Origin of the sequence: Meridianimarinicoccus zhengii (assembly GCF_003254465.1) — a bacterium.
Classification (GTDB): domain Bacteria; phylum Pseudomonadota; class Alphaproteobacteria; order Rhodobacterales; family Rhodobacteraceae; genus Meridianimarinicoccus; species Meridianimarinicoccus zhengii.
Genome location: NZ_QDFI01000042.1, coordinates 15,675 through 37,660, shown reverse-complemented (window position 1 = coordinate 37,660; position 21,986 = coordinate 15,675). Strand labels below are relative to the sequence as shown.

At 67.4% G+C, this 21,986-nt stretch carries 26 protein-coding genes and 1 pseudogene; 14 read left to right on the top strand and 13 right to left on the bottom strand.

The annotated features are described in order from the left end of the window. The 7 genes and pseudogenes from DDE13_RS13970 to ispH form a co-directional block, all read right to left on the bottom strand. Window positions 1-228: pseudogene (locus DDE13_RS13970) on the bottom strand (helix-turn-helix domain-containing protein); the annotation flags it as partial. An 85-nt stretch (window positions 229-313) separates the two neighbouring features. Next, a complete protein-coding gene (locus DDE13_RS13965) occupies window positions 314-940 on the bottom strand; it encodes a trimeric intracellular cation channel family protein (protein ID WP_111404910.1) in 627 nt (208 codons plus the stop codon). After that, window positions 937-1,413, bottom strand: a complete 477-nt coding sequence (gene rnhA, locus DDE13_RS13960; RefSeq protein ID WP_111404909.1) for a ribonuclease HI — start codon at window positions 1,411-1,413, stop codon at window positions 937-939. Before rnhA ends, DDE13_RS13965 begins: the two co-directional genes overlap by 4 nt. Further along, the gene (locus tag DDE13_RS13955; protein WP_111404908.1) at window positions 1,410-2,030 is read right to left on the bottom strand and encodes a glutathione S-transferase family protein; all 621 of its coding nucleotides are present in this window, start codon (window positions 2,028-2,030) and stop codon (window positions 1,410-1,412) included. The genes rnhA and DDE13_RS13955 overlap by 4 nt, the downstream gene beginning before the upstream one ends. Then, the gene (locus DDE13_RS13950; protein WP_111404907.1) at window positions 2,030-2,503 is read right to left on the bottom strand and encodes a DUF3429 domain-containing protein; all 474 of its coding nucleotides are present in this window, start codon (window positions 2,501-2,503) and stop codon (window positions 2,030-2,032) included. The genes DDE13_RS13955 and DDE13_RS13950 overlap by 1 nt, the downstream gene beginning before the upstream one ends. Before the next feature lie 19 nt (window positions 2,504-2,522). Continuing rightward, window positions 2,523-3,137: a LysE family translocator gene (locus tag DDE13_RS13945; RefSeq protein ID WP_111404913.1), complete on the bottom strand. Its 615-nt coding sequence runs from the start codon at window positions 3,135-3,137 to the stop codon at window positions 2,523-2,525. 5 nt (window positions 3,138-3,142) lie between these two features. Beyond that, entirely contained in the window at window positions 3,143-4,093 is a 951-nt protein-coding gene (gene ispH, locus DDE13_RS13940) for a 4-hydroxy-3-methylbut-2-enyl diphosphate reductase (RefSeq protein WP_111404906.1), read from the bottom strand. A 140-nt stretch (window positions 4,094-4,233) separates the two neighbouring features. On the opposite strand from ispH, the gene DDE13_RS13935 reads away from it, so the two are divergent. Both DDE13_RS13935 and DDE13_RS13930 read left to right on the top strand, forming a co-directional pair. Continuing rightward, entirely contained in the window at window positions 4,234-4,665 is a 432-nt protein-coding gene (locus DDE13_RS13935; RefSeq protein WP_111404905.1) for a c-type cytochrome, read from the top strand. Window positions 4,666-4,775: 110 nt separating this feature from the next. Further along, a complete protein-coding gene (locus DDE13_RS13930; protein WP_111404904.1) occupies window positions 4,776-5,375 on the top strand; it encodes a hypothetical protein in 600 nt (199 codons plus the stop codon). A 48-nt stretch (window positions 5,376-5,423) separates the two neighbouring features. Here DDE13_RS13930 and DDE13_RS13925 read toward each other — a convergent pair whose 3' ends face one another. After that, window positions 5,424-5,870 carry a YqaA family protein gene (locus DDE13_RS13925; RefSeq protein ID WP_111404903.1) on the bottom strand — a complete coding sequence of 149 codons (447 nt, stop codon included), beginning with the start codon at window positions 5,868-5,870 and terminating at the stop codon, window positions 5,424-5,426. A gap of 31 nt (window positions 5,871-5,901) precedes the next feature. After that, window positions 5,902-6,501 carry a LabA-like NYN domain-containing protein gene (locus DDE13_RS13920; RefSeq protein ID WP_111404902.1) on the bottom strand — a complete coding sequence of 200 codons (600 nt, stop codon included), beginning with the start codon at window positions 6,499-6,501 and terminating at the stop codon, window positions 5,902-5,904. A gap of 133 nt (window positions 6,502-6,634) precedes the next feature. Between DDE13_RS13920 and folK the strand changes: the two genes are divergently transcribed. From folK to DDE13_RS13895, 5 genes are all read left to right on the top strand, one after another. Next, a complete protein-coding gene (folK, locus tag DDE13_RS13915) occupies window positions 6,635-7,207 on the top strand; it encodes a 2-amino-4-hydroxy-6-hydroxymethyldihydropteridine diphosphokinase (protein WP_111404901.1) in 573 nt (190 codons plus the stop codon). Between the two features lie 126 nt (window positions 7,208-7,333). Next, window positions 7,334-7,687 (top strand): DNA-directed RNA polymerase subunit omega, encoded by a 354-nt coding sequence (gene rpoZ / locus DDE13_RS13910; RefSeq protein WP_111404900.1) that lies wholly within the window; start codon window positions 7,334-7,336, stop codon window positions 7,685-7,687. Window positions 7,688-7,706: 19 nt separating this feature from the next. Continuing rightward, window positions 7,707-9,836: a RelA/SpoT family protein gene (locus DDE13_RS13905; protein ID WP_111404899.1), complete on the top strand. Its 2,130-nt coding sequence runs from the start codon at window positions 7,707-7,709 to the stop codon at window positions 9,834-9,836. Between the two features lie 20 nt (window positions 9,837-9,856). Continuing rightward, entirely contained in the window at window positions 9,857-10,489 is a 633-nt protein-coding gene (locus tag DDE13_RS13900) for a DUF2062 domain-containing protein (RefSeq protein ID WP_111404898.1), read from the top strand. Between the two features lie 36 nt (window positions 10,490-10,525). Further along, entirely contained in the window at window positions 10,526-11,296 is a 771-nt protein-coding gene (locus DDE13_RS13895) for a pyridoxine 5'-phosphate synthase (RefSeq protein WP_111404897.1), read from the top strand. Between the two features lie 95 nt (window positions 11,297-11,391). Here DDE13_RS13895 and DDE13_RS13890 read toward each other — a convergent pair whose 3' ends face one another. From DDE13_RS13890 to fsa, 3 genes are read right to left on the bottom strand one after another with little or no spacing between them, the layout of a single operon-like run. Then, window positions 11,392-12,312 carry a tyrosine recombinase XerC gene (locus tag DDE13_RS13890; protein WP_111404896.1) on the bottom strand — a complete coding sequence of 307 codons (921 nt, stop codon included), beginning with the start codon at window positions 12,310-12,312 and terminating at the stop codon, window positions 11,392-11,394. Then, on the bottom strand, window positions 12,309-13,025 hold the full coding sequence (locus DDE13_RS13885; RefSeq protein ID WP_111404895.1) for a DUF484 family protein: 717 nt from the start codon (window positions 13,023-13,025) through the stop codon (window positions 12,309-12,311). The genes DDE13_RS13890 and DDE13_RS13885 overlap by 4 nt, the downstream gene beginning before the upstream one ends. A gap of 41 nt (window positions 13,026-13,066) precedes the next feature. Further along, a complete protein-coding gene (gene fsa, locus DDE13_RS13880; RefSeq protein ID WP_111404894.1) occupies window positions 13,067-13,720 on the bottom strand; it encodes a fructose-6-phosphate aldolase in 654 nt (217 codons plus the stop codon). A gap of 112 nt (window positions 13,721-13,832) precedes the next feature. Here fsa and DDE13_RS13875 point away from each other — a divergent pair, with 112 nt between their 5' ends. The 4 genes from DDE13_RS13875 to DDE13_RS13860 all read left to right on the top strand — a co-directional run bounded on the left by DDE13_RS13875 (window position 13,833) and on the right by DDE13_RS13860 (window position 19,154). Beyond that, window positions 13,833-16,037, top strand: a complete 2,205-nt coding sequence (locus tag DDE13_RS13875) for a primosomal protein N' (protein ID WP_111404893.1) — start codon at window positions 13,833-13,835, stop codon at window positions 16,035-16,037. 186 nt (window positions 16,038-16,223) lie between these two features. Further along, a complete protein-coding gene (locus DDE13_RS13870) occupies window positions 16,224-17,459 on the top strand; it encodes an MFS transporter (protein ID WP_111404892.1) in 1,236 nt (411 codons plus the stop codon). A gap of 66 nt (window positions 17,460-17,525) precedes the next feature. Next, window positions 17,526-18,176 carry a peptide-methionine (S)-S-oxide reductase MsrA gene (gene msrA / locus DDE13_RS13865; RefSeq protein WP_111404891.1) on the top strand — a complete coding sequence of 217 codons (651 nt, stop codon included), beginning with the start codon at window positions 17,526-17,528 and terminating at the stop codon, window positions 18,174-18,176. 96 nt (window positions 18,177-18,272) lie between these two features. Then, window positions 18,273-19,154 (top strand): 50S ribosomal protein L11 methyltransferase, encoded by an 882-nt coding sequence (locus tag DDE13_RS13860; protein ID WP_111404890.1) that lies wholly within the window; start codon window positions 18,273-18,275, stop codon window positions 19,152-19,154. A gap of 21 nt (window positions 19,155-19,175) precedes the next feature. Here DDE13_RS13860 and DDE13_RS13855 read toward each other — a convergent pair whose 3' ends face one another. Continuing rightward, entirely contained in the window at window positions 19,176-19,379 is a 204-nt protein-coding gene (locus DDE13_RS13855) for a DUF1127 domain-containing protein (protein WP_111404889.1), read from the bottom strand. A 364-nt stretch (window positions 19,380-19,743) separates the two neighbouring features. Here DDE13_RS13855 and ruvC point away from each other — a divergent pair, with 364 nt between their 5' ends. From ruvC to ruvB, 3 genes are read left to right on the top strand one after another with little or no spacing between them, the layout of a single operon-like run. Further along, window positions 19,744-20,250, top strand: coding sequence for a crossover junction endodeoxyribonuclease RuvC (ruvC, locus tag DDE13_RS13850; protein ID WP_111404888.1), 507 nt, complete (start codon window positions 19,744-19,746; stop codon window positions 20,248-20,250). After that, on the top strand, window positions 20,247-20,930 hold the full coding sequence (gene ruvA / locus DDE13_RS13845; protein WP_111404887.1) for a Holliday junction branch migration protein RuvA: 684 nt from the start codon (window positions 20,247-20,249) through the stop codon (window positions 20,928-20,930). Before ruvC ends, ruvA begins: the two co-directional genes overlap by 4 nt. Window positions 20,931-20,934: 4 nt before the next feature. Further along, window positions 20,935-21,975 (top strand): Holliday junction branch migration DNA helicase RuvB, encoded by a 1,041-nt coding sequence (ruvB, locus tag DDE13_RS13840; RefSeq protein ID WP_111404886.1) that lies wholly within the window; start codon window positions 20,935-20,937, stop codon window positions 21,973-21,975. The last annotated feature ends 11 nt before the right edge of the window (window positions 21,976-21,986 follow it).

Below are 21,986 nucleotides of genomic sequence, written 5' to 3'. Positions count from 1 at the left end.
GGCCGCGATCCGGCGCCGCACCCAGTCTTTGACATCGGTCAGCTTGCCGCGTCCCGGATTGCCCTGCGGCTTTGGCGCAAGCGCGCCAGTCTCGCGCTTGAGCCGCACCATGTCATTGACGAACTTGATGGAAACACACAGGCGCCGCGCCGCCTCGGTGTGCGTGCTGCCTTGCTCAACAAGCAAAACCGCCCGTTCACGTAACTCAACAGGATGCGGCTTACCCATACCTGACCCCCATATCTGCCTCCAGAACAGGGAATCACGGGATGATCGAAATGGGAATCCAGAATCCGATCAGGGGCGACACGCTCTAGCGGTGGCGGGGCGGGCGGGGCTTGTAGGGGCGCAGTTTCCAGCCCAGCCGGATCGACCCCGCGCGCAGCGCGAAGGTCGTCACGATACAGGCAAGGAGCGGCGGCAGGGCGGCGTCGGCAAGATGGGCTGCGAACACGGATGCCGCGGCCCCTGCGAATGCAGCGGTCACGTACAGTTCACCGGCCTTGAGGACCAGCGGAACCTCGTTGCAGACCACGTCGCGCATCAGCCCGCCGAAGCAGCCCGTTGTGATGCCCATCAGCACCACGATCACAGGCCCGTGGTCCATCGTCTGCGCGACCGCCGCACCCGCGGCCACGGCGACCGACAGCGCGACGGCGTCGAGCCAGACGAGCACCGTGTAGCGGCTTTCCAGCAGATGCGCCGTGAAGAACACCAGAACCGCAGCCGCGCAGGCCAACAGGATGTATTCCGGGGCCTCCACCCAGAAGACCGGGCTGCGGCCCAGCAGCAGATCCCGCACGGTTCCGCCGCCCACCGCCGTCAGGCAGGCCACGAACAAGAAGCCGACAAGGTCCAGCAGCGCCCGGCTCGCGACGAGCGCGCCCGTGAGCGCGAAGACGAACACGGCGGCCAGATCCAGCAGCGCGGGCGGGCTCATGCCTTCTGTGCCGGTCTGCGGGCGGGCTTGAACGGGGCCATGCCCGCGCGGGCCAGTTCGTCGGCGCGTTCGTTTTCCGGGTGGCCGGCATGGCCCTTGACCCATTCCCACGTCACGTCATGGCGCGCCTGTGCGGCGTCGAGCCTGCGCCAGAGATCTTCGTTCTTCACCGGCTTGCGGGTCGAGGTCTTCCAGCCGTTGCGTTTCCAGCCGTGGATCCACTGGGTAACACCACCCTTCAAATAGGCGCTGTCGGTGATGACCGTCACGGCGGACGGGCGCGACAGGGTTTCCAGCGCATGGATCGCGGCCAGAAGCTCCATGCGGTTGTTTGTCGTCTCGGCCTCGCCGCCCTGCAATTCGCGGGTGCGCACCACGATATCCCCGTCGCGGGCAACCAGCAGGGCCCCCCAGCCGCCTGGGCCGGGATTGCCGCTGCATGCCCCATCCGTATAGGCGTAGAGCCGGGTCATGGGGTCGCCTGCAACGGCACGTGGCCCGGCAGGGCTTCGAGGCGTGCGCACCAGCGGGCGATTGCGGGATAGGGTTCCATGGAATGGCCGCCGCGCGATCCGGCCGTGTGGACATAGCCATAGACGGCAATGTCTGCCAGCGACGGGGCCTTGCCCACGAGCCAGTCGCGTGATGCCAGTTGATCTTCAACGATCGTTAGCAGGACATTTCCTTCGGTCAACAGAGCTGCGAGCCGGTCTGGCGTCGCATCGGCGGCGCGGTGCGGATAGCAACGCAGCGCTGCGCGAACGGCGATGACCGACTCGATCCTGTTCTGCTCGAAGAACATCCAGGCCAGCATCTCGGCCTGCGCCAGCGGGTCGGTCGGGATCCAGTCGGTGCCCTGCGCCAAGTACCACAGGATCGCGCCGGATTCCGACAGGATCGTGCCGTCCCCGATGTGCAGCGCGGGCAGCTTGCCGAAGGGGAGCGCGCCGGTTGCCTTCGCTTGCGCCAATGCGGGCGTGCCGTATTCGCAGGCAACCTGCGTGTAGTCCCGTCCCAGCAGCGCCAGCAACAGTTGCACCTTGTAGCTGTTACCGGAGGACGGCATCGCATAGAGCGTCAGATCGGCCATCAGAACATGATCCCCAAGGTCAGGCAGCCCACGACAAGCGCGGTCAGAAGACTGCGCAGGTTCATCCACCACGCCGGGGCGAGGCCAGCGCGCCAGAACCCGTAATCCAGCGCCATCAGGGCGATAAACCCGACAATCAGCACCCATGCCGCCCGGTCCGCCCCGCCGCCCACGAAGAAGAAGGCCCAGAGCGCGGGGATGACGCTGATGCCGTAGCCGAGGGCCGCATCGCGCCCCGTGGTGCGGGTGGCGAACCCCCACAGAACGCCGGACATGAAGGACAGGATGATCGTCCCGTAGAAGATCATGACGTACTGGCCTACGAAGCGCGGACCGATCAGGTCCATGCCCATGGCGTGCACCGCGGGGCTGATCTCGGTCGCGGCACCCCAAGCGAAGGGGATGACGCCCGCCAGCCCCAGCCAAAGGGCGGCAGGTGGAATGGGTGGTTGTGAGCCGCCGGTGTCCTTCATGGGGCGAAGGCGGGCAGGGTCATGCCCGTTCCACCGCAAGCCGCGCGGCCACCGCTGCGAACACGGCGGCGAAACCGCGGCTCAGCCAGCGCAGGGCCGCCGGGCTGCTCAGAAGCCGCGCGCGGGCGGCGGCAGCGAAAAGGCCGTAGAGCACGAAGACACCAAGGGTCATCACCATGAACACGCCGCCCAGAAGGGCGATCTCGGCGGTGGCGCGGGCCGGGTCGCCGGACAGGAAAGGCGGCAGAAGTGCCATGAAGAACAGCGACAGCTTGGGGTTCAGGATGTTGATGAGCGCCCCGCGCCGGGCGATCGCCCCGGCGGGGGCCCGTCGGCTTTCGGGCGTGACGGCCAGCGCGCCATCCGCGCGCAGCGCCTGCCATGCCAGCCAGAGCAGATAGGCGACCCCGGCGAATTTCAGCACCTGGAAGGCCAGCGCGCTGGCATGCAGGATTGCCGCAAGTCCCAGCGCCGCCGCAGCGAGATGCGGCACGATCCCAAGCGTGCAGCCCAGTGCGGCGGCCAGTGCGGCGCGCGGCCCCTGCCCAAGCCCGATGGCGAGCGTGTAGATCACCCCGGTGCCGGGGATCACCACCACCGCGAGCGCCGTGAGCAGGAATTGCAGCGAGATCACGTGCGTCACGCGGGCACGCGCAGGATGCGCGGCACCTTGAATTCGACGTTCTCCTGCGCGGTTTCGACCAGTTCCACCGTGACATCGTGGCGGTCGCGGAAGGCGTCGATGACCTCGGTCACAAGCTCCTCGGGGGCCGACGCCCCGGCAGTGATCGCCAGTGTCCGGATCCCGTCGAGCGCGCGGAAATCGATATCGGCGGCGCGCTGCACGAGCTGGGCATAGGCACAGCCCGCCCGCGCGCCCACATCCACCAGCCGTTTCGAATTGCTGGAATTGGGCGCACCCACCACCAGCAGCGCATCGGCGCGCGGGGCGGCGGCCTTCACCGCCTCCTGCCGGTTGGTGGTGGCGTAGCAGATGTCTTCCTTGTGCGGGCCGACGATGGCCGGGAAGCGTGCCCTGAGCGCGGTGACGATCCCGGCGGTGTCATCGACCGACAGGGTGGTCTGCGTGACGAAGGCCAGCTTCGTCGGGTCGCGCGGTGCCACCGTCTCCACGTCCGCTTCGGTTTCCACCAGAAGCACGTCGCCGGCGGGCAACTGGCCCATGGTCCCGATCGTCTCCGGGTGGCCGGCATGGCCGATCATGATGATCTGCAATCCGTTCTCGGCGTGGCGCGCGGCTTCGATATGCACCTTGCTGACAAGCGGGCAGGTGGCGTCGACATAGATCATCTCGCGCCGGGCGGCTTCGGCGGGAACGGCCTTGGGCACGCCATGGGCCGAGAAGATCACGGGCCGGTCGGTCGGGCATTCGTCGAGTTCCTCGACGAACACCGCGCCCTTCGCGCGCAGACCGTCAACGACATAGCGGTTGTGGACGATTTCGTGCCGGACATAGACGGGGGCGCCCCATTTTTCGATCGCCATTTCGACGATCTTGATGGCGCGGTCCACTCCGGCGCAGAAGCCGCGCGGCGCGGCAAGCAGGATGGTCAGCGGGGGCTTCGTCATGGCGTCACTCCGGTTCTGCCCCAGACCTAAGCCCTGTGCACGCGCGGGTCCAGAGGGGCCGCGTGGTCACGGGGGCGTGACTTGAGCCTCCAGCGCGGGAAGCACCACTTTGGCGTCATGGTTCATGGAAGGAGATTGCGATGCGGCCCATGATCTGCTCGGCCCTGTGTCTTGCGGGAATGGCGGGAAGCACCGCGGCGGAGGGGTTTCTGCCATGGCAGGACCGGGCGGCGGTCGCACGCGGGGCCGAGGTCTATGCCGGGCATTGCGCAAGCTGTCACGGTGTGGCGCTCGAAGGCCAGCCGGGCTGGCGCAGCCCCGGCCCCGACGGGCTTCTGCCCGCCCCGCCCCACGATGCATCCGGTCACACATGGCACCACCAAGACGAACTGTTGTTCCGGATCACGAAATACGGGACCGCGGCCATCGTCGGCGGCGGGTACCAGAGCGCCATGATAGGCTTTGGCGACGTGCTGAGCGACGAAGACATCATCGCCGCGCTTGCCTACATCAAGAGCACATGGCCACCACGGGTGCGCGCCATGCATGACCGGGTGAACGCCGGCGGCTGACCTTGGTGGGAGCCGCGTTCCGACTTCGTGATCGTCTGTCATTTTGCGTCGACCAGCGGCCATGCGACGCTTCGCACACGGGCGCAACGCCCGAAAAAGAGGGACAGACCATGATTGCGACGACACGGAATATTGGCCTCACGGCTTTCGGTGCAAGCGTGCTGATGGCGGGCGGTGCGCTGGCTTGCGACCCGGGCAAGCCGGGATCGGAGCTGACCGGTGACGAGGCGCAGGCGGTGTATGATTGCCTCGCCGAGGCGCTCCATGATGGATACACCTCGGGTGCGAAACAGTGGATTCCCACCGACAAGGTAGATGATTACCGCAACTGGACGCTGGCCAGCAGCTTTCCCGCGGCACCCGGCTTTCACGACAACCGCTTTCTGCTGACCTGGGTCAACGACGTGGGCGCGGAGGAATATCTGCGCTACGCGGAGAACCCGAAGATCCCGGCGGGAACCTGGATCGCGAAGGAAAGCTTTTCCGTGAACGATGACGGCAACGTGCGCCCCGGCCCGCTGTTCCTTATGCAGAAGGTCCAAGCCGGAACCTCGCCCGAAACCGACGACTGGTATTACATGCTCGTCGCCCCGAACGGCTCACCGATGGGCGTCGACGTGATGACGGCGTGCAGCGAGTGTCACCAGGGCGCATACGGGTTTCAGGGTGGCCTCGGCTACCCAGTAGAAGAGGCGCGCATCGGTCAGTGACGCCGTGGGCGCGGCGCGGTTCGGCGGCGCGGGTGCGGACTGCACACATCAACCGCCGGCTTGCGCCGTGGCCCATGCCAGCACGGCGTAGCGGCCGGTCTTCGCGATGGCCACAAGCAGCAGGAACAGCCAGAACCGCGTCCGCATCATGCCCGCGACCACGGTGAAGCCGTCGCCGAAGGGCGCCCAGGACAGGAGCAATGTCCAGACCCCCCAGCGCGCATACCAGTGCTGCGCGCGGTCAAGCTGGGCGGGCGAGACGGGAAACCAACGGCTCCCCCGGAACCGTTCCACGCCCAATCCCATCACGTAGTTCACAACCGATCCAGCGGTGTTGCCGATGCTCGCCACCAAGAGCAGCAACCACACCGGAACGTTGCCCGCCACCTGCATGGCGACGAACACGATTTCCGACTGGAAGGGGAGGAGCGTCGCGGCGCCGAACGCGGCGGCGAACAGTCCCGCAAGCTGGGCCATGGCCGCCGGGGTCAGCATCGCTTCCCCCCGGCTGGCGCAGGGTCACAAGTCAGGATCCGGTCGTCTCGCTCGCGTTGTCGGCTGTCGCACCGTGATAGCCGTTGTCCTGATCGCGCGGCTCGCGCGGAGGCCGCCCGATCACGTCCTTCAATTCATCGAGTTCGATGAAATTGTCGGCCTGACGGCGCAGGTCATCGGAAATCATGGGGGGCTGGCTGCGGATCGTGGACACGACCGACACGCGCACGCCCTTGCGTTGCAACGCCTCGATCAACGGGCGGAAATCGCCGTCGCCCGAGAACAGCACGATATGGTCCACATGGGGCGCGATCTCGAGCGCATCGACCGTCAGCTCGATGTCCATGTTGCCCTTGACCTTCCGGCGGCCATGGCTGTCGGTGTATTCCTTGGCCGGCTTCGTGACCATGGAGAACCCGTTGTAATGCAACCAGTCCACCAGCGGTCGGATCGGGGAATACTCTTCGTTTTCCAGCAGGGCGGTGTAGTAGAAAGCCCGCAGCAGTTTTCCGCGGCGCATGAATTCCTGTCGGAGCAGCTTGTAGTCGATGTCGAACCCGAGCGCCCGCGCGGCTGCGTAGAGGTTCGCACCATCGATGAAGAGCGCCAGGCGCTCATCGCGGTAGAACATTCAAATAACCCTTCATAATGGCCGGACGAGGCAATGCTGGTTGCACGGTCATCGGCCGTGGGACTAGTACGACGGCGTGTAGCCGGATGAAAGCGGGCGGAAAAAGGATTGCACAACTTTGAACACAAAACACATGGTCGCACATATCGCGCTCGGTGCAAACCTCTCCTCCCGCTTCGGTGTGCCTTTTGCTACATTGAGACAGGCATTGCGCCTGATGGCCTGTCAAACAATCAAGGTCAAGGCCGTCAGCCGCTTCTTTACCACGCCGTGCTTCCCACCCGGTGCCGGGCCGGACTATGTCAACGCCTGCGCGATGCTCCACGTGACCGACACGCCCGACGCGCTTCTGGCCCGTTTGCATGCAATCGAAGAAGCTTGCGGCCGTGAACGGCGCGACCGTTGGGGCGCGCGTACGGCTGACCTCGACCTGCTGGCCATCGGCGACATCGTGCTGCCCGATGCGCAAACCCATGCCGACTGGGTGGCGCTGTCCCCCGCAGCGCAGCGAACGCAGACGCCTGATCGACTGGTTCTGCCCCATCCGCGTCTTCAGGATCGGGCATTCGTGCTGGTGCCGCTGGCCGATATCGCGCCGGACTGGCGCCATCCAGTCCTGGGCCGCACGGTGTCCGAGATGGTCGCGGCCCTGCCTGCCGCGGAGCGCGCAGCACCACGACCCATCGACCCGCCGCCCACGGGATAGGGCGCCGAAACCCCGCGCCGGGGTCAGGCCGGACCGGCATGGCGGCCCGTGGGCGGTGCCTTGCGTTTCCCGGCGATCTGGTCTAGGCGTCCGTTTTTCCGCCTCGTCTGCTACAGGAACCGAATCATGGCCCGCGTCACCGTCGAAGACTGCGTCGATAAAGTCCCGAACCGGTTCGAACTGGTCCTGCTCGCCGCCCATCGCGCGCGTGAGATCACGTCCGGTGCGCCGCTCACAATCGACCGCGACAAGGACAAGAACCCGGTCGTGGCCCTGCGCGAGATCGCCGAGGAAACGCAGAGCGCGGATGCGCTGCGCGAGCGGATGATCGAAAGCCACCAGACACAGATCGAGGTGGACGAGCCCGAGGACGACCAGATGTCGCTTCTGATGGGTGTCGAACAGGACCGTCCCGCCGAAGACGACCTGTCCGAGGAAAAGCTGCTGCGTGCACTGATGCAGGCGCAGGAAAAGGGCTGATCCCGGCGCGCGGTGCGGCATGGAGCAGCTCATCCCAATCAACGACCTTGTCGCCCGCGTTCAAAGCTACAATCCCCGGACGGACGCGACGCTCCTGCGCGCGGCCTATGACTATGCCAAGCAGGTCCATGCAGGCCAGCGGCGCCGGTCCGGCGAGCCGTATTTCACCCATCCCGTCGCCGTGGCGGCGCTTCTGGCCGAGCAGCGGCTGGACGACGCGACGCTGATCACGGCGCTGCTGCACGACACGGTCGAAGACACGGCGGCCACCTGCGCCGATATCACCCGCCATTTCGGCCGCGAGATCGCGGACCTTGTGGACGGCGTCACGAAGCTCACCAACCTTCAACTGACCTCCACCGAGACCAAGCAGGCCGAGAATTTCCGCAAGCTGTTCATGGCCATGTCCAAGGACGTGCGCGTGATCCTGGTGAAGCTGTTCGACCGTCTGCACAACATGCGCACGATCAAGTCGCTGCCGCATGAGAAACAGGTGCGCAAGGCCCGCGAGACGATGGACATCTATGCCCCGCTGGCAGGCCGGATGGGCATGCAGTGGATGCGCGACGAGTTGGAAGACCTCGCCTTCCAGGTACTCAACCCCGAGGCACGGACCTCCATCATGCGCCGCTTCGTCAAGCTGACTGGCGAGGCGGGGGACGTGCTGGGCCGCATCCGCGAGGATATCGAGAAGGAACTCGCCGCCGAGGGCATCAAGGCCGAGGTGATGGGGCGCGCCAAGAAGCCCTATTCGATCTGGCGCAAGATGGAACAGAAGGAAACCAGCTTTTCCCGCCTGTCCGACATCTACGGGTTCAGGGTCATCACCGAGACCCAGATGGATTGCTACCGCGTGCTGGGCACGATTCACCGCCGCTGGCGCGCCGTGCCCACGCGGTTCAAGGATTACATCAGCCAGCCCAAGCAGAACGGCTATCGCAGCCTGCACACCGCCGTGCTGGGCCGCGACGGCAAGCGCGTCGAGGTGCAGATCCGCACACGCGAGATGCACGACGTGGCGGAGGCCGGGGTGGCCGCGCACTGGGCCTACAAGGATGGCGAGCGGGCGGAGAATCCCTTTGCCGTGGACCCCGCCGCGTGGATCGCCGGGCTTGCCGAGCATTTCGAGGCATCGGCCGATGACGACGAATTCTTCGAGGCCGTCAAGCTCGAAATGTATTCCGACAAGGTGTTCTGCTTCACGCCCAAGGGCGACGTGGTGAAACTGCCGCGCGGCGCGACGCCACTGGATTTCGCCTATGCCATCCACACGCGGATCGGCAATGCCTGCGTTGGCGCCAAGATCGACGGGCGGCGCGTGCCGCTCTGGACCCAGGTGCGCAACGGGCAGTCGGTGGAGATCATCACTGCCGAAGGTCAAAGCCCCCAGGCCACCTGGATGGACATCGCCATGACCGGCAAGGCCAAGTCGGCCATCCGTCGCGCGCTACGGGCCGAGAACCGGTCGCGTTTCGTCAAGCTCGGGCGCGAACTGGCCCGCGCAGCGTTCGAACAGATCGATAAGCGCGTGACGGAAAAGGCGCTGATGACCGCCGCCGCCCGGCTTGGCCTGGGGCGCGACTCCGAGGAACTTCTTGCGCGGCTCGGCGGCGGCGAGATGGTCGCGCGCGAGATGATCGCGGCGCTTTACCCGGAACTCGCGGACCGCAAGGGCGAACAGATCGATCCCGGCCGCGCCGTGGTGGGGCTTGAGGCCGACCAGACCTGGGATCGCGGCAAGTGCTGCCAGCCCGTGCCGGGCGAGCGGATCGTGGGCATCACGATGCCCGGCCGCGGCGTCGTGGTGCATGCCATCGATTGTCCGTGCCTGGCCCAGTTCGAGGACGACAACGACCGCTGGATCGACCTGCGCTGGCATTCGGGCCCTCACGCGCCAGTGCATTCCGTGACCTTCGACATCGTGCTGACCAACGATGCAGGCGTGCTGGGGCGCATCTGCACCCTGATCGGTGAGCAGAAGGCGAATATCGCGGATCTCGTCTTCGTTGACCGCAAGCCCGACTATTATCGTGTGCGGCTGGAAGTCGATCTCAGCGACACCGAACATCTGCACCGGGTCACGACAGCGCTGGAAGCGGAAAGCAACGTGGCGGAGCTGCACCGCTACCGCGACGCATCGCGGGGCTGACAGGCGGAAGAGGTACGGACATGGTGTTCAAGCGGCGCGACAAGCCCAGTCTCGGGCGCAGGATGCAGGCCTGGGTCTATCCGCCCGGCGGCTGGAAACGCGCCTTCAGCTACAACTGGCATCGCCTGCGGCGGCTTCCGGATCGGCCGGGGCGGATCGCCCGCGGTGTAGCCTGTGGCGTCTTCGTCTGCTTTACGCCTTTCTTCGGCTTCCACTTCCTGTTCGCCGTGCTTCTCGCGTGGCTGATCCAGGGCAACAAGATCGCGGCGTTCCTGTCCACACTGGTGGGCAACCCGCTGACCTTTCCCCTGATCGCGGCCATGTCCATCGAACTGGGCGAGATGATCCTGCAGGTGCAGACGCCGATTCCGCTATCGGACGTGCTGCCCGCCTTCGCCGGTGCGCTTGGCGAACTGACGGCCAATCTCGTCGGCGTGGTCACGCGGGGCGGTGCGAACTGGGACCAGTTGCAGGGCTTTTTCTTCGCGGTCGTGCTGCCCTATACCGTGGGCGGGTTCCTGCCCGGTCTTGTGGCCGCGGTTCTGAGCCATGCGATGACGTTGCGGGTGGTACACGCCTATCAGGCCCGCCGCATCTCCCGCGCGCGCAAAAAGGTCGCCGTCGGCACTGACAAGCGCCACTCCGCGTCCTAGACTGTGACGCATCGTGGAACGAGAAGGAACGCCACCATGTCACCGGAACCCCTGCGTCTCGGCGTGAACATCGATCATGTGGCGACGGTGCGCAACGCGCGCGGATCGGCCTATCCCTGCCCACTGCGCGCCGCGCGGCTGGCCGAAGCGGCCGGGGCCGACGGTATCACCGCGCATCTGCGCGAGGACCGTCGCCATATCACCGATGCCGATATCGACGGGTTGATGGCGGCGTTGACCGTGCCGCTCAATTTCGAGATGGCCGCGACCGACGAGATGCAGGCCATCGCCCTGCGCCACAAGCCGCACGCGGTCTGCATCGTGCCGGAAAAGCGCGAGGAACGCACCACCGAAGGCGGGCTCGAGGTCGCGCGCGAGGAAAACCGGCTGGCGCATTTCATCGCGCCGTTGCGCGACGCGGGCTGCCGGGTGTCGATCTTCATCGCTGCCGACCGGCGTCAGATCGAAGCGGCACACCGGATCGGGGCCGAGGTGATCGAACTGCATACCGGCGCGTATTGCGACTTCCACGCCGATGGCCGCTTCGCCGAGCGTGACGCGGAACTCGCGCGGCTGACCGACATGGCCGCTTTTGCGTACGGGCTGGGGCTGGAGGTCCATGCGGGCCACGGGCTGACCTTCGACACGGTCGGTCCCATCGCTGCGCTGCCGCAACTGCGCGAACTCAACATCGGGCATTTCCTGATCGGAGAGGCGATCTTCACCGGGCTCGAAGCCGCCATCCGCGAGATGCGCGCGCGCATGGATGCGGCGCGCGACAGGAACGCCGACTCCGGCGCAGCCTGATCGCGGCTCCCGCAACTTTTGTCCGGAAATTTCCCCGGGGGTGAATGACCGCGCTCGCGGCCAGGGGGCAGACAGCGCCCTTGTGCCCGGTTGCCTCAGGCGCGCGGGTGAGCGTTGCGATAGACCGTCATCAGCCGCGCTGCGTCGATCGACGTATAGGCTTCGGTCGTGGACAGCCGCGCATGGCCGAGCAGTTCCTGGATCGTGCGCAGATCGCCGCCGCGGTTCAGCAGATGGGTGGCGAAGGAATGGCGCAGCGCATGCGGCGTCGCCGTGGCGGGCAGGCCCAGTTGCATCCGCGCGGCGCGCATTGCCTTCTGCACCAGCGCCGGGTGCAGCGCCCCGCCGCGCGCCCCGCGAAAGAGCGGACCGTCGGGTGGTAGCGGGTGAGGGCAGGCGCGCCGATAGACCTCCACAGCCGCCGCGGCCACGGGGAGTACGGGCACCAGCCGCGTCTTGGCCCCCTTGCCGGTGACGCGAAGCATCTCGGGCAGCGGTGCGTCCCGGCCCTTCAGTCCCAGCGCCTCGGATATGCGCAGCCCGCAGCCATAGAGCAGCGTGACCACGGCAGTATCCCGCGCGGCGATCCAGGGCTCCATCGATTGCAGGTCCACCTGCGCCAGCAGTGCACGCGCGGCATCCTCATCCAAAGGGCGGGGCAACTTGCGCTGGAAACGCGGCGCGCGGACAGACAGGATCGCGGTGGCGTCGAAATCCTCGCGGTCCGACCACCAGCGGTAGAAGCTCTTGACCGCCGACAGGCCCCGCGCCAGCGACCGCGCAGACCGACCCCGTGCCCGTTCCGCCGCCATCCAGGCCCGCATTTCGGACAGACCGATGGCGCGCAGCGAGGCTGGCCCGGCATCCCCGCCCAGATGCCCACCCATGAAGGCCAGGAACCCGGCCACGTCGGCGCGATAGGCGGTGATCGTGGCATCCGCGGCGTCGTCGAGTGCCGCAAGCGCGGTCAGCCACCCCGCCAGCCGGTCGGCCATGGCGGGGGAGATCAGGCTCATGGCAGCCAGCCGCGCACCAGCCGTTCCGCCACGCGCGCGAAGAGTTCCAGCAGATCGGTCGCCTGACCGGGCGCGAAATGGCCCGCATCATCCGACCCAAGCACCAGCAGGCCCGGCGCGCGCCCCGCGCCAAGGCCGATCTGCACGACCGCTTCGGACCGGATATCGGCGGCGGCTGTTCCGTAAACCTGCGCCGCACCTGACGCCACCTGCCGCAGGATCACCGGGTGATGCCGCGTGGATCGCGCGCCAGCCTGCTGGAAGCGCGCGACGCCGCCCACGGGCAGCACGCTCAGCGTGCCGGAGATCGGGTTCAGGTCGCTGTCGGGGCTGTCGCTGCCCGCTTCCATCACGAGCCGCACCGCGCGCAGGCGCAGGCAGTCTGCGACATGGCTGTCGAGATTGTCGAGAAACCCGTCGAAATCCAGCGGCGCGATCATGGTCAGGATCGCGCGATGCACCTGCGCCGTCGTGGACACGTTGTGATAGGCAGCCGCGATCACGCTTTGATGGGTGTGTTCCAGTTGCCCCAGCCGCGATTCCATCCGCGACATGGCCGCGCCGCGCAGGTCGCGCACGGTCGATCCCCGCGCGTCGTCCTGCGCCTGCAACAGGCATCGCAGGACATCCGGGTCGTCCAGAACGAGCGTGGGATCGGAAAGAAGACGGTCGCGCAGCGCCGCATCGGCGCTGCCGTTTGTCACTGTGGTCATGCTGCTGCCTCGGTCGTTTGTTTTGCGGGCAGCCTAGCACATCACAGAATCGTCTGTCCCGTCTTTTCCCAGTCCGCCATGAAGGCCGCGAGGCCCTTATCGGTCAGCGGGTGGCTGGCCAGCGACTTGATGACGGCGGGCGGTGCCGTGATGACATCCGCGCCGATCCGCGCGCTTTCGGCGACATGGTTCGGCGTGCGGATGGAAGCTGCGAGGATCTGCGTCTCGAAATCGTAGTTGTCGTAGATCTCGCGGATATCCTGGATCAGTTCCATCCCGTCCACATGGATATCGTCGAGCCGCCCGATGAAGGGCGAGATGAAGGCCGCGCCCGCCTTGGCCGCCAGCAGCGCCTGGTTGGGCGAGAAGCAGAGCGTGACATTCACCATCCGGCCCTCGTCCGCGAAGACCTTGCACGCCTTCAGCCCGTCCCAGGTCAGCGGCACCTTGATGGCGATGTTGTCGGCGATGGCGGCCAGCTTGCGGCCTTCGGCGATCATGTCGTCCGCCTTGGTGGCGACGACCTCGGCACTGACGGGGCCCTTGACCATGCCGCAAATTTCCTTGGTCACTTCAAGGATGTTGCGCCCGGATTTGGCGATAAGGGACGGGTTCGTGGTGACCCCGTCCACCATGCCCAGATCGTTCAATTCGGCGATGGCGTCGATATCTGCGGTGTCCACGAAGAATTTCATGGGTCTGTCCCCCTCGGCTGCGACTGTTTGCGCTCGCATACCGCAGGACAGGCCCGAGGGGAAGGCCGGATGGCCCTTCCGGGGGGCGTCCGGCTCGCGTATGGCTCGCCCCATGGAGCCGACATTCGCCCCCGGTCACCCTGTCGCCGTGCTGACCGCACAGCCGCTGGATGGCTGTCTTGACTACCGTGCGCCCGAAGGCGGGTGCAGCGCCGGCGATTACGTCGAGGTGCCGCTGGGACCGCGCCGCGTTCTGGGCGTGGTCTGGGGGGCGGGGGAGTCGCACCTGCCGCTGGAAAGGTTGCGCCCGGTGACCCGTTGCCTTGACGCGGTGCCAATGCAGGACGGGTTGCGGACCTTCCTGGAACGCGCGGCGGATTACACGCTGACGCCGCTGCCGATGATGCTGCGGCTTGCGACGCGTGTGCCGGGGCTTGGGTCGGAACAGGCGCTGCGGCGGCTTTACCGGCGCGGGGGGCGCGATCCGGAGCGCATGACTGATGCGCGGGCGCGGGTGCTGGATGCCTTGGATGCCATGGGCGACGCCGCCGTGACACAGGCCGATCTGTGTCAGGCGGCGGGCGTGGGCGGCGGCGTGGTGCGCGGACTGGTGGCGCAGGGTGCGCTCGACCCGGTGGACCTGCCGCGCGACGCGCCCCTGCCGCGGCTCGACCCGGCGCGGCCCGGCGCTGTGCTGACCGGCGATCAACGCGCGGCGGCGAAGACGCTGTGTGACGGGCTGGCGGCTGGTGGCTATGGGACCACGCTGTTGCAGGGGGTGACCGGCTCCGGCAAGACCGAGGTCTATCTGGAGGCGGTCGCCGCCTGCATCGCGCAGGGACGCCAGGCGCTGGTCCTGCTGCCCGAAATCGCGCTGACCTCCGAATTTCTGACACGGGTAGAGGCGCGCTTCGGCGCACGCCCCGCCGAATGGCATTCGGGCGTGACGCAGGCCGAACGGCGGCGCGTCTTTGCCATGGTGGGGCAGGGGCAGGCACAGCTTGTGGTGGGCGCGCGCTCGGCGTTGTTCCTGCCGTTCCGCGACCTCGGGCTGATCGTCGTGGACGAGGAACATGACGGGTCCTACAAGCAGGAAGAGGTCGTCTATTACAACGCCCGCGACATGGCGGTGTTGCGTGCATCCATCGAAGGGTGCCGCGTTGTCCTCGCCTCCGCCACTCCCAGTCTCGAAAGCTGGGTGAACGCGCAGACGGGGCGCTATGACCGCTGCATGCTGGGTGCGCGGTTCGGCGCGGCGGCACTGCCGGACATGGCCACGATCGACATGCGGGCGGAGAACCTGCCGGCACAGTCATGGATCTCGCCCACCCTGCGCCGGGCGGTGGCCGCGCGGATGACGGCCGGGGAACAGGCGCTACTTTTCCTCAACCGTCGGGGCTATGCGCCCGTCACGCTGTGCCGGGCCTGCGGCCAGCAGGTCGGGTGCGACGATTGCGACGCGCGCATGGTGGAGCACCGGTTCCTCAAGCGGCTCGTATGCCACCAGTGCGGCGCGTCCCGCCCGGTGCCCGAGGAGTGCCCGTCCTGCGGCGTGGCAGGGCGGATGGCCGCCGTGGGGCCGGGGGTGGAGCGGCTGTCGGACGAGGCGGCGGCGGCCTTTCCCGACGCGCGGATCGCCGTGCTGTCATCGGACCTATTCGGCACGGCACGGGAGTTGAAGGAACAGATCGCCGCGATTGCCGCGGGCGGCGCGGACATCGTCATCGGCACGCAGCTGGTGGCCAAGGGCCACAACTTTCCGCTGCTGACGCTGGTGGGGGTGATCGACGCGGATCTGGGGCTGCAGGGGTCGGACCTGCGCGCGGCCGAACGGACGTTCCAGTTGATGCGACAGGTGGCGGGGCGCGCGGGGCGTGCAGCGGACCGGCCCGGGCAGGCGCTGTTGCAGACCTTTCAGCCCGAACACCCGGTGATCCGCGCCATCCTGACCGGCGCGGAGGAGGACTTCTGGCGCGCCGAGGCGGGGGAGCGGCAGGCGCTGGGAATGCCGCCTTTCGGGCGGATGGCCGGCGTGATCCTGTCCGGGCCGGATATGCAGGCCGTGTTCGACCTCGGCAATCGGTTGGCGGCGGCGGCGGCGCCACTGCGCGAGATCGGCGCGGATGTCTGGGGGCCGGCGCCCGCTCCGATTGCGCGCATACGGGGACGTCACCGGGTGCGGCTGCTGGTGCGGGCTGACCGCAGCGCGCCCTTGCAGGCAGCGCTTTGGCACTGGCTGGCCCCGACGCGCGCACGCGGCGGGCTGAAGGCGGGATTGCGGGTGGCCGTCGATATCGATCCGCAAAGCTTCCTGTAGGGGCAACCGAGCGGACCGCCGCACGCTGCGCGCGCGACGGACGATAGCCTCCCCATGCGCGGCTTGCGCCGTGCACGGGGCCCGCTGTGCGAGGCAGGCGTCTGTGCGCAGGCGGCAGGTCCTGCGTGCGGGGGCGCGGCATGTTTGGGTCTCGCCCATGGGGTGGAACCGTCGTATCCGGCGGTGATGAAGTGGACCCTGCACCCTCTCGATCACGCTGCAGACCTGCCGCGCTGGCGCCGGCCCAAGGCGCTGCTGGTGGTGATGGCCGCGGCCATGCCCATCGCATTTGCGACCTGGTCGGCGCTTCTGAACAATTTCGTCGTGGAGGTCGCCGGGTTCGACGGCGCGGATATCGGATGGCTGCACACGGTCCGGGAGATTCCCGGCCTGCTTGCGGTCGGGGTGATCCCGCTGCTTTTGGTGATGCGCGAACAGGTGCTGGGGATCGTGTGCCTGGGATTATTGGGCGTTGCCACTGCGCTGACGGCCCATTTCCCGACGATGGGCGGCATCCTGACGCTGACGCTGCTAAGTTCCATCGGGTTCCATTATTTCGAGACGGTGAACCAGTCTCTGCAACTGCAATGGCTCACGAAGGACGAGGCACCCCGCGTGCTTGGGCGGCTCGTGGCCGTGGGGGCGGCCGCGGCCCTGGGCGCATACGGGCTTCTGGTGCTGACATGGAAGGCGTTCGATCTGGACTTCGCCACCGTCTACGTGATCGCGGGTGGCACCACCGCGGTCATCGCGGCCGTAGCGCTGTTCGCGTATCCGCAGTTCGAGACACCCCATCCCCAGCATCGCCGAGTGGTGCTGCGTCGCCGTTACTGGCTCTATTACGCGCTGCAGTTCATGTCCGGCGCACGGCGCCAGATCTTCGTCGTGTTCGCCGCCTTCATGATGGTGGAGCGTTTCGGCTTCGAGGTGCATGAGGTCACGGCGCTCTTTCTTGTTAATTACGTGGCGAACATGCTCTTCGCCCCGATGATGGGCCGCGCGGTGGCACGGTTCGGCGAGCGTGCGGCGCTGTCGTTCGAATATGTCGGGCTGACGGCCGTGTTCCTTGCCTATGGCGGGCTCTATTACTTCGGCTGGGGCGTGGTGCTGGCCGCGGCCCTTTACGTGCTCGACCACATGTTCTTCGCGCTGGCCTTTGCCCTGAAAACCTATTTCCAGAAGATCGCGGACCCGTCCGACATCGCGCCGACGGCGGCGGTCGCCTTCACGATCAACCACATCGCCGCCGTCGTCCTGCCCGCGACGCTGGGTTATCTGTGGCTTACGTCGCCCGGCGCGGTCTTCGCCCTGGCTGCGGGCATGGCGGCCGTATCGCTGGCGCTGGCACTCTTGATCCCGCGCCATCCCGCGCCGGGGCACGAGACCGTTTTCACGGGTGCGGCACTTTCGCCTGCCGAATAGGGGGCTGTTCTTGACAGGATCGCGCCTAGCTTCGCTATATTCATCCACGAGAGGGAGGCGACGCACATGTTCTTTTTCCAGACGCGGAAGGCCGTGATGGTGCAGCCGGAAAATGCGCTTCCGGGTCGTGCCGAGGCGATCGACACCGCCGAAGCCCACTTATTGTCGGGGATCGCGCTGAAATCGTCCGTGCCCAAGGGCATGGAGGAAGCGATGTTCGGCATGGGATGCTTCTGGGGCGTGGAACGGGCGTTCTGGCAGGTGCCCGGTGTCTGGCTGACCATGGTCGGCTACGCGGGCGGCTACACGCCCAATCCGACATATCAGGAGGTCTGCACCGGGCGCACCGGCCATAACGAGGTCGTGCGGCTTATATTCGATCCCGCGAAGGTCGGGTACGATGCGTTGCTGCGGGTGTTCTGGGAAGGGCACGACCCGACACAGGGGATGCGACAAGGCAACGACGTGGGCACGCAGTACCGGTCGGGCATCTACACCTATGGCCCGGCGCAGGACGACGCCGCGCACCAGAGCCTTTCGGTGATGGCACCCCGGCTGAAGGCCGCGGGCCACGGCGCGCCCACAACCGAGATCGTCGCGGCCGGGCCGTTCTACTATGCCGAAGACTACCACCAGCAGTATCTGGCCAAGAACCCCGGCGGCTATTGCGGGCTGGGCGGCACCGGCGTGACCTGCCCGGTGGGGCTGCCGGTCTGAGAAGGGTGCGCGGGCGGCGGAGGCTTGCACCGGCCCGCGCCCCATGCCATCGCGGCGGCGCGGGGCGTGCCCGCGACCGAACCGGAGCCCCGAGCCATGCCGACATTCACCGCCCTGACCACGCTCGATGACCGCGAATCCGCGCAGGCCCTCGCACTGGCATTGGAGGAGATGGAGCCGGAACCCGCCGGCATCGGTGCCTTCGAAATGGAGGATGGATCGGGCCTGTGGGAGGTCGGCGCCTATTTCGAGGACGCGCCCGACACCATCGCGCTGGCGCTTCTGGCTGCGGCCCATGGCGCACGCCCCTTCGCCGTGTCGGAACTGCCGGAAACCGACTGGGTGGCGCAGGTCCGCCGCGAACTGGCCCCGGTCGAGGCCGGGCTGTTCTTCGTCTACGGCAGTCACGATTCCGACCGGGCCGAAGCACTGCCCAAGGACCGCATCGCGCTGTTGATCGAGGCGTCGATGGCGTTCGGAACGGGCCACCACGGCACGACGCTGGGCTGCCTCGTCGCGCTGGATCGGCTGGTGGTTGACGGCTTCGCGGCAACCCGCGTGGCAGATATCGGCTGCGGAACCGCTGTCCTGGCGATGGCGGCGGCGCAGGTCTGGGCCAGCGCGGTCGTCGTCGCGGGCGATATCGATCCCGTGGCGATCGAAGTGGCCGAAGCCAATCTTGTGGCCAACGAACTTGTAGGGCGGCTGGAGCTATTCGTCGGACCGGGATTCGACCACGACGCATGCCGGGCAGCGATGCCCTATGACGTCGTGTTCGCCAACATCCTCAAGGGACCGCTCGTCGATCTCGCGCCGGACATGGCCAGCGCCGTGCGACCCGGTGGGTACGCGATCCTGTCCGGCATCCTGAACGAACAGGCTGACGCCGTGCGCGACGCCTATGGGAACGCCGGGTTCGCCTGCAGCACATCGGATGTGATCGGCGACTGGACCACGCTGACACTGCGCAGGGCGTGACGGGGCCAGCGGCGTGCGCGGTCAGATCCCGGCGACGCGACGCGCGACCCGATCGATATCGCTCGGGGCAAGGCCCACGTCTTCAAGCTCGCGCGGTGTCAGTTTCAGCAGCGCTGCGCGTGTGCGCTGCGCGACGAACCGGGCGCGGATGGTGCGGCGCAGCCGGTTCAGGACCCCGTCGGAATGGCGGGGCGCGAAGACGGGGGTGATCGTCGTGGACGACATGGGACGTATCCTTGATGAAAAAGAGGGCAACTTGCCCACGCATGTTGCTGTGTTGAAACGGCAGATAGGCGGGGCCAGAGAAGCTCGCAATGGCGAAAAACGCATGGCGCCCATGCCGGGCCGGCATGGCTCAGATTCCATTAACCGCCAGAAAATGCAGTACAAATCAGATGGGCGCGTCGACGTCGGTTCCGTCTTCGCAAACGTCGCTTTCCGCCCGGATCGCCGCAATTCCGGGCGTCACGCGGGGCTTCGCTCCGCCGGTTTGGGATGGCGAGTGTTCCCCTTTCGTGCTAACCGGGATAGAAAGGCGTGGCGCAAGGACCACGCGCGCCGTGGCGGGCGGAACGGGCAGGGGGCTTTGATGCGCATTCTCGGGATCGATCCGGGGCTCAGGCGGCTCGGATGGGGCGTCATCGACGTGGCGGGCGGCCGGATGCGCCATTGCGCCCATGGCACCTGCCTGTCGGGTACGGGCGATCTGGCCACGCGATTGCTGACCTTGTACCGGGCGCTTGGCGACATCGTCGCGCGTCATGTGCCGACCCATGCAGCGGTCGAACAGACCTTCGTGAACCGCGACCCGGTCGGCACGCTGAAGCTGGGGCAGGCGCGGGCGATAGCGCTGCTGGTGCCGGCGCAGGCCGGTCTGCCCGTGGGCGAATACGCCCCCAATGCCGTGAAAAAGGCCGTGGTCGGTGTCGGCCATGCCGACAAGCGGCAGGTGGCGCACATGATCGGGCTTCAGTTTCCAGGCGTGGACGTCGAGGGCGCGGATGCCGCCGACGCGTTGGCCATCGCCCTCTGCCATGCATGGCATCTGCAATCGGCGGGCCGTTTGCAGGCCGCGGTCGCGCGGGCGTTGCCATGATCGGGCGGTTGACGGGATTCCTGGCCTATCGCGGCCCGGATCACGTGATGATCGACGTGGGGGGCGTGGGGTATATCGTGCATTGCTCGGACCGGACGCTGGCGGGGCTGCCGCCCGCGGGTGCCGTCGTGTCGCTGCATACCGACCTGCTGGTGCGCGAGGATCTGCTGCAGCTCTTCGGCTTCGCGTCGCTTGCGGAAAAGGAATGGTACCGGCTGCTGACGACGGTGCAGGGCGTGGGCGCCAAGGCTGCGCTGGCGATCCTGTCCACGCTCGGTCCCGAAGGCGTCAGCCGCGCCATCGCCCTTGGTGACATGGCATCCGTGAAGGCGGCGCCGGGCGTCGGTCCGAAGATCGCGCAGCGCATCGTCAACGAATTGCGCGACAAGGCCCCGGCGGTGATGGCGATGGCGGGCGCAGGCGGGGCGCCGCTCGCAGCCCCGGCCACTGCGCCGTCCACCGCACCATCGCCGGAGATGATGGACACCGACGCGGCCCCGGTACCCGCCGCGCCCGACCGCGCGCTCGCGCAGTCCGATGCGCTGTCGGCGCTTGGCAATCTCGGCTACGCACCGTCCGAGGCTGCGGCTGCCGTTACCCGTGCCGCCGCGGACATGCCGGACCCCACGACCGAGGCGCTGATCCGCGCGGCCCTGCGCCTTCTTGCGCCGAAGGACTGACCCGATGGCCGCGCCCGACACGCCGCAACCCGATCCCGACCTGCGCCCCGATCCGCGCCCCGAGGATCGGGACCGCGCGCTGCGTCCGCAGACGCTGGACGATTTCACCGGGCAGGCGGAGGCGCGGGCGAACCTTCGCATCTTCATCCAGTCTGCCCGCCAGCGGGGCGAGGCGATGGACCACACGCTGTTCCACGGCCCGCCGGGCCTGGGCAAGACGACGCTCGCGCAGATCATCGCGCGCGAACTGGGCGTGAACTTCCGCATGACCTCGGGCCCCGTGCTGGCCAAGGCGGGGGACCTCGCCGCGATCCTGACCAATCTCGATGCGCGCGACGTGCTGTTCATCGACGAGATCCACCGGCTGAACCCCGCCGTGGAAGAGGTGCTCTACCCCGCACTGGAAGATTACGAACTGGACCTCGTGATCGGTGAAGGGCCTGCTGCGCGCACCGTGCGGATCGAATTGCAGCCCTTCACCCTGATCGGCGCAACGACACGGCTGGGGCTGCTGACGACGCCCTTGCGCGACCGCTTCGGAATCCCGACGCGGCTCGATTTCTACACGGTGCCGGAACTGGAACAGATCGTGGCGCGTGGGGCGCGGCTGATGGATGTCCCGACCACCGGCGACGGCGTGCATGAAATCGCCCGCCGTGCCCGTGGAACGCCGCGCATCGCCGGGCGGTTGCTGCGCCGCGTGGTCGATTTCGCTGTGGTCGAAGGCGACGGACGCATCGACAAGGCCATCGCGGACAGCGCGCTGACGCGTCTAGGCGTGGACGACCGGGGGCTGGATGGCGCGGACCGGCGATACCTGCGGCTGATGGCCGACCACTACGGCGGCGGGCCCGTGGGGATCGAGACCCTGTCCGCCGCCCTGTCGGAATCCCGCGATGCCATCGAAGAGGTAATCGAGCCCTTCCTGCTGCAACAGGGGCTGGTCCAGCGCACCCCGCGGGGCCGGATGCTGGCGCGGGATGCGTGGCTTCATCTCGGGCTGGCGGCGCCCGCACCGGCCCCACAGGGGGGGCTCTTCGACTGACGGCGCCTTGC